This window comes from Aquimarina sp. EL_43, assembly GCF_943422735.1.
GTDB classification, from domain to species: Bacteria; Bacteroidota; Bacteroidia; order Flavobacteriales; family Flavobacteriaceae; genus Aquimarina; species Aquimarina megaterium.
In genome coordinates, this window is the sequence record NZ_CALSBR010000001.1 from 5,108,804 (window position 1) to 5,121,145 (window position 12,342).

Genomic DNA, 12,342 nt, shown 5'->3' on the forward strand with positions numbered 1-12,342 from the left:
AACCTTATAATAAGTAATTTAATCCAATATTGAAAATAATATAAAACATCAAATTACAGTTACGATAAAAAGTTATTTTTCCATAAAAAAGCCCTATGAATTCTAGAATTCATAGGGCTTTTTTATGGAAATACTGCTTATTAATTTAAAACTTTTTCAACCTTAGCTTTTACTTTTTCTAATGCCTGTTCTAAATCCCAGATCAAATCTTCAGAATGCTCTACTCCTATAGACAACCTTACCAATTGATCTGTAATATTCATTTGTTGTCTTTGTTCTTCATCTACACCTGCATGTGTCATTGTTTTAGGATGTTCGGCTAAACTTTCTGTGCCACCCAAACTTACTGCTAGTTTCATTAGTTTAAGGTTGTTAAGGAATATAAATGCTTCTTCTTCTCCCCCTATGATATCAAAAGATACCATTGCTCCTGGAGCAGAACATTGCTTTTGAAATGTTTTATACCCTTCTGTTTCTTCTTCTAATAATCCCAAATAGTATACGTTTTCAACCTTAGGATGATTATTTAAATAATCAGCAATGATCTGAGCATTTTTTGTTTGCTGATCCATTCTTACTTTTAAAGTTTCTAAACTCCTAAGTAGTAACCACGCTGTATGAGGGCTTACCATATTTCCCAGAAAAGTACGAAGGGTTTTTACTCTTAACATTAGTTCTGCATTTCCTAAAACTGCTCCTGCAATAAGATCGCTATGCCCCCCTATATATTTTGTAGCAGAGTACAGTACCAAGTCTGCTCCACATTGTAAAGGGTGTTGCCATAATGGTCCCATATACGTATTATCCACAGCTACCAAAGCTTTTCTGTCATTAGAGCTAAATTGTTTCGCTATCTGGCTATATTTTTCGATATCAACAATATCATTAGTTGGATTGGCAGGAGTTTCGAGATAAATCATTGCTAATCGATCTGATTTTCCAGAATCTTTGATCATTTTAATCACTTCGTCTGTACTTTGATTTGGCATTACTCCTATCGTATCTACTCCTATTTTATCTAAAAAATGATGGATAAAATGATCTGTCCCTCCATATAATGGGTTACTATATACTAACAAATCTCCAGGTTTAAGGAATTCTAACAATACTGTACTTATTGCAGACATTCCACTTTCAAAAACTGCACAATCATCTGCTTTATCCCACAAACATAGGCGGTTTTCCAGGATTTCAAGATTGGGGTTATTAATTCTACTATAAATAAGACCAAGTTCTTCTTTTGGAGATTTCTCCCTTAAACCATAGGCTAATTCAAAAAAAGCTTTTCCCTCTTCTGCAGTTTTAAAAACAAAGGTTGATGTTTGAAAAATAGGGCACTTTATGGCTCCTTCTGATAATTCTGGCTTATAACCATGAGTCATCATTAAACTCTCGGGGTTAAAATCGTGTTTCTTCATCTATACTATTTTATTCTTTTTTTAGTAGTAGAGCTAATGCCAATATAGATCAGCATGTTTACTATTATTTTCAATATTGAATTGATATCCCAAATACTCTTTTCAATCCTTAAAACTACATCTAAAAGAATTAAAAACCTTATTATTATCAATTTTAAGAAAAAATAATCTTCATTTATTATTCAAATAGAATTTTATTCTATATTTGATATAATATCAAGCTTTATATAGAAAATTATTATGGATAAAATAGATCGGTCAATATTATTGTTATTACAAAAAGATGGTAAAATCACGATTAAAGAAATTGCAGAAAGATTAAACCTAACTACCACTCCGATTTTTGAGCGTGTCAAAAAATTAGAACGTGAAGGTTACATAAAATCATATAAAGCTATTTTAGATCGTAAAAAGACTGGATTACAATTGATGGTGTTTTGTAATGTTACCTTAAATCTTCATCAAACCGATTACCTAAAAAAATTTGAAAAAGATATTCAACAATTCCCCGAAGTTGTAGAATGTTATCATGTAGCGGGTATGTTTGATTACTTAATTAAAATCTATGCAGAAGACATGGAACGTTACCAAGATTTTTTATCTAATAAACTAGCTTCTCTAGAAAATATTTCTAAAGTACAAAGTTCTTTTGTGATGACCGAAGTAAAAGATTTCTCATATCTGCCAATTCCATAAAAAATATATTTAGGCTTAACAAAAGATTTAGAATACATACTGTATTTTTGATATTCAACTAAAGAAAATTGCACAGATTATGAATATTAAAAATGCGAAAGTATTAATCACAGGTGGTAATTCTGGAATAGGAAAAGCTACTGCTAAGCTTTTAAAAGAAAAAGGGGCTCAAGTAATCATTTCTGGAAGAAACGAAACTACATTACAGGAAACTGCAAAAGCATTAAACATTGAGTATATAAAAGCAGATGTAACCGAAGAAAATCAAGTTCGGAATATGGTGCAGGAAGCCAAAAATAAAATGAATGGACTTAATGTATTGGTTAATAACGCTGGTTATGGATATATTTCTAAACTTGTTGATATCGAAGCTGATAAATTTATCGATCAATTTAAAACTAATATCCTAGGTGCTACACTATGTGCCAAAGAGTCGGCAAAGCATTTTGTTTCACAAGAATATGGCAATATTATTAATATAGGATCTACTTCTTCACTAAAAGGTTCACCAACGGCGTCGCCATATGTTGCTACCAAATTTGCTCTACGAGGTATGACCGAAAGTTGGAGAAACGAATTACGTCCTCATAATATTAGAGTTATGCAGGTAAATCCTAGTGAAGTTATGACTGGTTTTGCAGATAATAGAGTAGATCATAATTCTAAAACAAAACAATACACCGAAGCAGAACAGCAAACCAAACTTAGAGGAGAAGAAATTGCCCATACTATTAGTAGTCTTTTAGAAATGGACGATCGAGGGTTTATTACCGAGGCTACCGTTTTTGCAACAAACCCCAAGGTATAAGCTACCTCATTATTTTTACCAGAAGTTCTTTAAGAATATCACCTTGTGGAAGATTTGTTGCTCCTACTCCTTTACTTTTTACATCGGCATCTCTTAGGTAAGCAATAATCCCACTAACTTTTTTCATAGGATAATTATGAGCTGCTTCTGAGTAATCTTTTACAAAATAAGGATTGATCTTTAAAGCACTGGCAACATTACGCTGCGATTTATCGGTCAAGCCATGATATTGTAATACTTGAGAAAAAAAGCTATACAGTAAAGAAATCGTAACAACTAATGGGTTGTCTTTGGGGTTTTGTGCAAAATAATTTATAATAAGATGTGCTTTAACTCCATTTCTGGTTCCTATTGCCTTTCGAAGTTCAAAATTATTAAACTCTTTACTAATCCCGATATTCTCTTCAATTTGATCGGCGGTAATCTGAGTTCCTGAAGGAATAATTAATTTTAGTTTTTCGAGCTCATTATTTATTTTGCTAAGATCGGTTCCTAAAAACTCTACCAGCATTTGAGACGCTTTGGGTTCTATAGTATATTTAGCTCCACCAAGAACCCTTCTTATCCAATCAGAAACCTGGTTTTCATATAGTTTTTTACTTTCAAAAATAACCCCATTCTTCGCAACTACTTTATAGAGTTTCTTTCTTTTATCTATCTTTTTATATTTATAACACATCACCAAAACAGTAGAAGGTTGCGGGTTTTCTACATAATCTGCAAGTTTTTCAATCGTTCTGGATAATTCCTGAGCTTCTTTAACAATAACAACCTGTCTCTCTGCCATCATCGGAAAACGTTTTGCATTAGCCACAATATCTTCTATACTTACATCACGACCGTACAATACCATTTGATTAAATCCTTTTTCTTCTTCGGCAAGTACATTCTTATCAATAAATTGAGAAATCCTATCTATATAGTATGGTTCTTCTCCCATAAGGAAATAGACAGGTTTAATATTTCCATTTTTTATATCACTTACGATTTGTTTTACTTCATCCATTCAGAAAAAATCATCAAATTTGTGTTATGCAAAAGCTTAACTTTCCAGGGTATCAGTTCAGGTTCAAAAATAGCGAAAATAAAGTTTCTATTTTTGACAGAATTCGTAAAAAATTTATCATTCTTACTCCAGAAGAATGGGTACGGCAACATACTATTCACTTTCTTATTGAAGAAAAGAAATATCCCGAAAGCTTAATTAATGTAGAAAAATTAATACAACTCAATGGACTCAACAAACGTTATGACATTATTATATTTAATCCAGATGGTAGTATTTTTCTTATTGTAGAGTGTAAATCTGCTCGTATAAAAATCACACAAGAAGTATTTGATCAAATTGCGAGATACAACCTTGCTTTAGACTCAGAGTATTTAATGATCACCAATGGTTTAGAACATTATTATTGTCAAATGAATTATACCGATCAACAGTATACTTTTCTAAAAGATATCCCAGATTATAAATAGTTGCTTCCTTCATTACTTATGGTAATACAGTTACTTAACTCAAAAATTTAATATTTCATATACATAACCAGACATGGTAATAATTTAATAGGATATACTTTATTCTTTTTTATTTGAATTTATCTCAATTATTCCTTTTACTTTGCAGACGTGAATATCGCAGTCGTCATATTAAATTGGAATGGAAGATCTTTATTAGAGCAATTTTTACCTTCGGTGATCAAAAATTCTAAGGAAGCTACTATTTATCTTGCTGATAATGCTTCTACAGATGATTCTGTTGCTTTTGTAACGACTACTTTTCCTGAAGTTAAAATTATTCAAAACAAAGTCAATGGAGGCTATGCTAAAGGATATAATGATGCTTTATCAAAAATTGATGCAGATATTTTTTGCCTTCTAAATAGTGATGTTGAAGTTACCAAAGATTGGTTAGTTCCCATTCTTAAAACGTTTAAATCTCATACAGAAGTTGCAGCTATACAGCCTAAAATTCTTGATTATAAAAAGAAAACTCATTTTGAATATGCGGGAGCTGCAGGTGGTTACATCGATAAGCTGGGATACCCATATTGTCGAGGAAGAATATTTGATACTCTTGAAGAAGATAACGGACAATATGATGATACTACTACTATATTTTGGGCGAGTGGAGCGTGCATATTTATAAGAAAGCAGGTATTTGAAGAGGTTGGAAAACTAGATGAAGATTTTTTTGCTCACCAGGAGGAAATCGATCTTTGCTGGCGTGTGCATAGCAATGGCTATACAATACTTTATGAAGGTACGTCGACAATTTATCATCTAGGAGGAGCAACTTTGGATGCTATGAATCCTAGAAAAACATTTTTAAATTTTAGAAACAACCTATACCTTCTGATTAAAAATGTACCTGAAAACAACGTTTGGTTTTTGATTTTTATACGAATGATTCTAGATGGGCTTGCTGCAATTAGATTTATTACACAAGGAAAATTTTCTCATTTTGCAGCTATTTTCAAAGCACATATTAGTTTCTATACTAATTTTAACACTTTTAATAAAAAACGTAAAAAACTTTTAAAAACGGGGAAATATTATTCTCTTTTTTCCGTTGTATGGCAGTATTTTATTTTAAAACGTAAACATTTTGATCAATTATAAGGAGATATAATAAATTATTGTTAATGTGACCTAGCATTACGTCACATTTTTAATAATTTTGAGTTATATAACCAGAATAAGACTAAAAACAAATTTTCTAATGAAAAAAGCAATGATTATTGGGGCCTCTCTAGCAATTCTACTATCTTCCTGTGTTTCACAGAAGAAGTTTTCAGAATTAGAAGCCAAACACAAAGAAACTGAAGATTTATTAAACTCCGCAACGGTTAAATTAAATAGCTGTCTTGAAGAAAAAGCAAGCTCGACTTCGCAACTTAAAGTGCTTCAAGATCAAGTATCTAATCTTAAAAATCAGAATTCTGCTCTATTAAACAATGTAGGTAACTTAGCCACTCTCTCTACTAAAGAAGCAGAAAACCTAGAAAAATCTCTAGAAAGTATTAAAGAAAAAGATTTACAAATTAAAACTATGCAGGATGCTATTACTAAAAAGGATTCTGTAACCTTAGCACTTGTAACAAGTCTTAAGGGAGCTTTAGGAAATCTTGCTGATGAGGATATCGAGATTAATGTAGAAAAAGGAGTAGTTTATGTTTCTATTTCTGATAAGTTACTTTTCAAGAGTGGTAGCTATAATGTTTCTGCAAGAGCTCGCGAAGTATTAGGTAAAGTAGCAAAAGTTGTTAATGATAAGCCAGATATAGAATTCTTAGTAGAAGGTCATACAGATAATGTGCCTATCAAAAACAAAGTACTTTTGGATAACTGGGATTTAAGTGTAAAACGTGCTACTTCTGTGGTAAGAGTATTACAAAATGACTTTAAAGTTGATCCAAAACGTATGACTGCTGCAGGAAGAAGTTATTATGTACCAGTAACTGATAATAGTTCTGCTGCAAACAAAGCAAAAAACAGACGTACAAGAATCGTAGTATTACCAAAACTTGATCAATTTTATAATATGATTGAAGATGGTATGAAAAAAGCTTCAGGGAAATAAAATAATATTTTTCTAATCATACAAAAAGGGAGATCATTTTGATCTCCCTTTTTGTATTTCATTGGGTAGTATTTTCTTTGATTAATCCAAAATAATACCTGTACCATTCTGTCTGGGAAAATTATGAGTTTTGTCCTTACCCCTCTCTTCTCCTTGTTGGAAAAACTTCTTCCAAAAAGAAGATTCTTTCCATCTGGATTCTGCTTTGTACAATTCATTTTTCACCAAATAATAACTATCAAAAACAGAAAATAATGTTTTAGAATATGTTACGAACCCTCTTCTCTCACCTGTTAAGATATAGGATTCTATAGCATCTGAAGCTTCTCTAACTGTATAAATTGCATTAGCTATACCATGAGAAGAAAGAGGGTCAAAAGATAAAGCAGCATCACCTACTGCCATCCAATTTTCTCCTGATAAGTAATTGGCTATAGATGAATTTGCATCTGATCCTATAATTTTCACTTCAGATTGTTCTACCAGAAAATCTTTTAACAAAGTTGTTTTAGATAAAACCGATTGCCAATCAGAATACTCTCTTAGTTTTAGCTGAACAAGGTTTTCTCTATTTGTAAAAATCGACAACACATTGGTTTTCTCATCTAAACCAGAAACAATCCCCCACCCGTCTTCAAAAGATTCTACAAATACATCATATGTCAATTTTGGATGTTCTACTTTTGGTAAATGACAACTAAAAGAGATAAGGTTGTCATATAACCGAATAGGGATATTTAACTTCTTAAGAATAGCACGATTTCTACCTGTTGCATCAATAATCATTTTTGCAGTAATGGTTTGTCTTTGATGATTATTTTCTATTTCTACACTAACTTCTTCTTTAGAAATTACCATATTCAACATTTTTTCATAACGCATCACATTTTCATCGCATAGTTGTTCGAGATCATCTACTACAGCTTTCTTATTAATTTTTAAACCATTTTTATATGACAATTGAGAGAAAAAATTGTTATTCGATATTCTTGTATTTCCCCACATCGAATGATACCCATATGTTTTCTTGATCGCATTTTTTTCAAATATCTTTAGGAGATCAAGAGAATGTAATAAAGGCATTGAAGAAGGAGGTAATGTTTCTGCCAAAGCAAAGTGCTTCTTCTTACTTTTACGATCCAAAACCAAGTGTTGTATTCCTTTTTTCTTCAAAAGAAATGACAACACTAATCCTGCAATACCTTTACCTACAATAATAACATCTGTATTCATTATTTTTTATCAGCTTCTTTTCCGCTATAAGAAACATATACCGTTTTGGGTAATCCTTCTATATCTATATCTAATTTTCTACCAGTGACTATTCCTATTTTATCCCATTGATATACCATATTAATGAGTCCGTTAAGGTATCCACCTTCTGCATGATACCCTATAAAACCTGTATCTGCAGTGTGCAACCAAGCCAAGCGATTTGCATAAATATTACGTTTGGTATCCTCCAAAATATCGAGGTCGAGAAGCTTTTGGTAGCTTTCCTGAGGAAACACATGTACAGGTAAATTAGCTGCCCACCATGACGGAATAGGATATTGTTTCTCTACAAAAACTGCCTGACAACTACCTGCATCAGATTGCCACGGAATCCCCATCCATTTGGTAAGATCACCAGGTGTAAGTTTCCACAACCAATTTTTCTCACTTTTGGGATTCATAGATTCACGAATATCTTCAGAATTCATCTGAAATCCAAAATCATTATAAAATATATCATTTTGTTCTTTACTGGTAGCAGCATTAAGACGCACTTCTCTTAATCCATAAAACCCATATTTAAAAGCTCCTTCGGTTATCCATTGATATATTATACTATTCTCTACATAAATAAGATTATGCCGCATAGGCCAGGTTAACTCTACTCCTGGATGAAAACCTCCACCATATAACGTTTCTAATACAGTTCTGGTCATCAATAATGGCTTTTTAGATTCATCTTTGGCAGCTTCTAAAAATTGACTTTGATAAAATGCTCCCATCTCATCTATAGTCTGAAAATCAAAATCAGGAGGTGTTTCAAATTTACCATCTTTCCAGTTTTCAAGTTGTTCATAGAGCATTGGCGGAATAGCAAACCACTGGGCTGGGCTTCCTGGATAGTCTATAGCATCTCCCGGATAATAAGGAAGTTTTAATTCATCGGTACCACTACCTCGATTTACAACATCAGTTTTATCTTTGCTTGGTATTATAGGCTCATTATTATAATGATATGAAGGGTCTCTAAAGAGATCGAATATTTGTTTTCTCACAGCATCTGCTTCTTCTTTTGGTTCTTTTTTATAGATATATTTAAACTTCCCATCTGCCATAAGTTTATCGATCGTTTCCTTAAATGATGGAGAAAGGAAATCTCCCAGATTAACCCATTGCATCCTGTAGAGACGATAAAATATCGGAAATACCAGACTTAACTCGGGAGCATAGCTCTCATTAGCTGCTCCGGCAATTAAATCAAACATCGTAGATATTGGCTGAATCTGTGGTGCATAATCTGGCGGTGCAGTGGCTACCCAAGCAGAAGATAGTGCATCATCCAAATGATATGTATCTCCACTTTTCTTAGAAACAATAGATGCTGTAACTCTTCCATCACATATATCATCATACCAATTAGAGTTGTCTGCAAAATCATTATTAAGATCAGATGGGTTTAGAGAAGCCGAAATACCATCTGCTCCATAAAAAATTAATGTTCCTTCATCATACTCGATAGTACCAAGGTCAACAGATTTAGAAGAAGTATTCATACTAGCCGCTAATTTACTAACTCCACCATTATCCGAAGGAAATTTCCCTCGAATTACCTCACGTTGATCACTAGCATTAACTTTTGTTTTTCCTGGGTGATTCACCAATTCTTTACGATAATCATATCCTCCTTCTACTCTCATGGACTGGTTTAGTACATTAGGATTTCTTCGTTTTGCTCCAATACCAGGTGCCAACTTGTTTTTTACAAAATTTGGAGATAAGTTTTGATTTTCGGATAGCACAGAGAGGTCCAGACTATTATTAAAATCATACCAAAACGGCTTCTTATTAGCTACTTCTACCGTCCATTCAATATCATAATCACTAGCATCTATTTGCTTAACAGGTACTCCATTGTCATCACATTCATAAATATAAAATCGCTGAGCTTGCTTTTTTAAAGCTCCCTCTTCGGTAAGATAATGTTGATCTGTATCAAACAAATTAGCCCAGGGAATCTCTGGACTAAAAATAACCTGATCTTTTGTAGCGGGACCGTTTCCTAATCGCGCAATGCCTATAGATGGGTAAATTCTGAATTTAGGTAGTTTCCTAGTACTCATTTTATTGGTTTTAAGTTTTCTTAAAGTTAATAAAAATCCTATGGCATTATACACGTATTTATACGTGGTTTTATACTAAAATCAGATACAATTCATACTTTATACCAAGTATAGATTAGTTGTCTAAAGAGGTATTACTAAATCAAAAACTATGCTTTATTACTTTGTATAGAAATATAGGTTTTTGGAGTATGCCCCGTAAACTTTTTAAAAGTAGTTGAAAAATATTGTGATGAACTAAATCCTAAGTCAAAAGCTACCATAGTAATACTATCTTTCTTCAATAAATCAACTTTTGACTGCTCGATTTTTAACCTATTTATATATTCTTTAGGCGGAATACCCTTGATGTTTTTAAACCAAAATTTAAAATATCCCTCAGAAACGTTACAAATACTTGCTAGTTCATCAACATAGATGATACGGTGTAAATTATTCAAAATATAAGTATCGATATCATTTAATCTTTTTAAAGGAGGACTATCTTGTTTTCTCTTTGAAAGAATCAATATTTCTAATATAGCCTGAACAATAAGTTGATTTATGGTAATTTCTGATAAAATAGTACTACTTGATTTCAGTTCATTTAAAAGTTTTTCGAGGATAAATTTGATCTGAAATGCTCCCTTAAAAACCTGTTCTGAAGTTTTCTCTAACTCATTTAGAAGGTATTTTGAATGCTCTTCTGATAAATTACATAATCTATCTCGCTTATCAGAACAATTGATTTGTAGCCAGAATAGCTCTCCTTTATCCTCAGGATATTCGCCAGTACCATGTTCTTTATTAGGAGGAATAATAAGAATATCATTGCCGTGCAACTGAAATAATTCTTCACCAATTACATAATGTTGCTCTCCCTTAATGCAAAAACATAGCTCTATAGCATTGCGATGTTCATGTATCGGTAATTGGGGTTGTGCTTTAGAATATTTATAATATCCAAACTGCAAACAACCATTAATACCATAATCTGGTAAAAAATGTACTATACGTTCTTCTGCATTTATATTCATTTTGTATAAAAAAATAAGGTAGTACAAATTTAGAAGATTTATTAAGATGTTTTATTCATCTTTGGATAAAATCAATACTATAAAATGAACACTATAAAAAATGAATTTTTAACTAACGGGTATACCAAAATAGATCAACTTTTTGATAACACAGAAGCCGAAAAATTATTAGAGATCTACAATGGTGTATTGAATGATAAGGAAAAAACAACACACTTAAGAAGTGATTTGGCAGGATTGGATGAAACTAGTAAAGCAATTGAACGGATCACCCAGATCATGAGGCCAAGTTTGGTAATACCAAAAATACTAGATCATATCGCATATAAAAAGGCATTACACTACGCAAAAAAATTACTGGGAGATGATATGGAATTAGATTTTGACATGCTTATTAATAAAGCACCTCGCACTAATACTCCAACCCCATGGCATCAAGATGCTGCTTATTGGATAAATTTGCCCGATAAAAGAGCTGTAAGTTGTTGGATTGCTTTAGATAATGTGTATGAGAGTAATGGTTGTATGTGGTTTCTTCCGGTACCAGATCAACACATATTAAAACATAACAATCTACCAAATGGAGGAGCTTTATATTGTGATACTGATACAACTAATGCGATACCTGTTCCTTTACAGGTTGGCGGATGTACTTTTCATGATGGTTTTACATTACATTATAGCAAAGGAAATACTACAAATAGTCAACGAAGAGCTTTAATACTAAATTTTAGACCAAAAGAAATGATAAAATTAGAACGAAACCAGGGAATAGACCATACTGGTGTAAGAAAGCAACGTTCATAAAAAGCTTTTTATCTAAGCTAGATAATATCAATACTCCCCTTACCCTCTCTAAGTAATATTGGCTCTCCGCTGGTAAGGTCAATAACTGTAGATGGTATATTATCACCATATCCACCGTCGATCACCATATCCACCAGATTATCCCATTTTTCTAATATCAATTCTGGGTCTGTAGTATATTCTATTACTTCATCTTCATCATATATCGAAGTAGATACAATAGGATTTCCTAATTCTTCTACGATAGTTGTGCAAATGGTATTATCAGGAACACGAATACCAACCGTTTTTCTTTTTTTAAAAACCGTAGGTAAATTATTACTCCCCGGAAGAATATAGGTATATGGCCCCGGAAGCGTTCTTTTTAATAATTTAAATGTTGCATTATCAATTTGCCTTACATAATCAGAAAGGTTACTTAAATCTTTACATATAAAAGAAAAGTTAGCTTTTGCTAGTTTTACACCTTTGATCTGTGCAATTCGTTCCAAAGCTCTATTATTTGTAATATCACACCCTAAGCCATATACCGTATCTGTAGGATAAATAACCAATCCTCCATTACGTAAACAATTAACTACTTGTTGTATTTCACGTGGGTTTGGGTTTTCATTGTATAATTTTATGAACTCTGCCATATAAAGTGATTGTAAATAAAGATACTATAAAATACAGTATAAAA

The 12,342-nt window shown here is 32.2% G+C and carries 12 protein-coding genes; 6 read left to right on the forward strand and 6 right to left on the reverse strand.

Annotated features, from left to right (window positions below; translation table 11 throughout):
- Window positions 1–140: 140 nt before the first annotated feature.
- Complete coding sequence (locus tag NNL09_RS21970; RefSeq protein WP_196911338.1) at window positions 141–1,418, reverse strand: cystathionine gamma-synthase family protein; 1,278 nt, start codon at window positions 1,416–1,418, stop codon at window positions 141–143.
- A gap of 240 nt (window positions 1,419–1,658) precedes the next feature.
- Here NNL09_RS21970 and NNL09_RS21975 point away from each other — a divergent pair, with 240 nt between their 5' ends.
- Window positions 1,659–2,114 carry an Lrp/AsnC family transcriptional regulator gene (locus NNL09_RS21975; RefSeq protein ID WP_034238836.1) on the forward strand — a complete coding sequence of 152 codons (456 nt, stop codon included), beginning with the start codon at window positions 1,659–1,661 and terminating at the stop codon, window positions 2,112–2,114.
- A 79-nt stretch (window positions 2,115–2,193) separates the two neighbouring features.
- Window positions 2,194–2,922, forward strand: a complete 729-nt coding sequence (locus NNL09_RS21980; RefSeq protein WP_025667797.1) for an SDR family oxidoreductase — start codon at window positions 2,194–2,196, stop codon at window positions 2,920–2,922.
- 1 nt (window position 2,923) lies between these two features.
- On the opposite strand, the gene holA is transcribed toward NNL09_RS21980, so the two are convergent.
- Window positions 2,924–3,928: a DNA polymerase III subunit delta gene (gene holA, locus NNL09_RS21985; protein WP_196911339.1), complete on the reverse strand. Its 1,005-nt coding sequence runs from the start codon at window positions 3,926–3,928 to the stop codon at window positions 2,924–2,926.
- A 26-nt stretch (window positions 3,929–3,954) separates the two neighbouring features.
- Here holA and NNL09_RS21990 point away from each other — a divergent pair, with 26 nt between their 5' ends.
- From NNL09_RS21990 to NNL09_RS22000, 3 genes are all read left to right on the forward strand, one after another.
- A complete protein-coding gene (locus NNL09_RS21990; RefSeq protein ID WP_025667799.1) occupies window positions 3,955–4,398 on the forward strand; it encodes a type I restriction enzyme HsdR N-terminal domain-containing protein in 444 nt (147 codons plus the stop codon).
- Between the two features lie 150 nt (window positions 4,399–4,548).
- Window positions 4,549–5,541 (forward strand): glycosyltransferase family 2 protein, encoded by a 993-nt coding sequence (locus NNL09_RS21995; RefSeq protein WP_196911340.1) that lies wholly within the window; start codon window positions 4,549–4,551, stop codon window positions 5,539–5,541.
- Between the two features lie 100 nt (window positions 5,542–5,641).
- A complete protein-coding gene (locus tag NNL09_RS22000) occupies window positions 5,642–6,502 on the forward strand; it encodes a flagellar motor protein MotB (protein ID WP_025667801.1) in 861 nt (286 codons plus the stop codon).
- 81 nt (window positions 6,503–6,583) lie between these two features.
- On the opposite strand, the gene NNL09_RS22005 is transcribed toward NNL09_RS22000, so the two are convergent.
- The 3 genes from NNL09_RS22005 to NNL09_RS22015 form a co-directional block, all read right to left on the reverse strand.
- Window positions 6,584–7,735 (reverse strand): NAD(P)/FAD-dependent oxidoreductase, encoded by a 1,152-nt coding sequence (locus NNL09_RS22005; protein WP_196911341.1) that lies wholly within the window; start codon window positions 7,733–7,735, stop codon window positions 6,584–6,586.
- Entirely contained in the window at window positions 7,735–9,837 is a 2,103-nt protein-coding gene (locus NNL09_RS22010; RefSeq protein ID WP_196911342.1) for a LodA/GoxA family CTQ-dependent oxidase, read from the reverse strand. The genes NNL09_RS22005 and NNL09_RS22010 overlap by 1 nt, the downstream gene beginning before the upstream one ends.
- A 149-nt stretch (window positions 9,838–9,986) precedes the next feature.
- On the reverse strand, window positions 9,987–10,853 hold the full coding sequence (locus tag NNL09_RS22015; protein WP_196911343.1) for an AraC family transcriptional regulator: 867 nt from the start codon (window positions 10,851–10,853) through the stop codon (window positions 9,987–9,989).
- Between the two features lie 84 nt (window positions 10,854–10,937).
- Here NNL09_RS22015 and NNL09_RS22020 point away from each other — a divergent pair, with 84 nt between their 5' ends.
- Window positions 10,938–11,660, forward strand: a complete 723-nt coding sequence (locus NNL09_RS22020) for a phytanoyl-CoA dioxygenase family protein (protein ID WP_196911344.1) — start codon at window positions 10,938–10,940, stop codon at window positions 11,658–11,660.
- Between the two features lie 17 nt (window positions 11,661–11,677).
- On the opposite strand, the gene NNL09_RS22025 is transcribed toward NNL09_RS22020, so the two are convergent.
- A complete protein-coding gene (locus NNL09_RS22025) occupies window positions 11,678–12,298 on the reverse strand; it encodes an L-threonylcarbamoyladenylate synthase (protein WP_025667806.1) in 621 nt (206 codons plus the stop codon).
- Window positions 12,299–12,342: the final 44 nt, after the last annotated feature.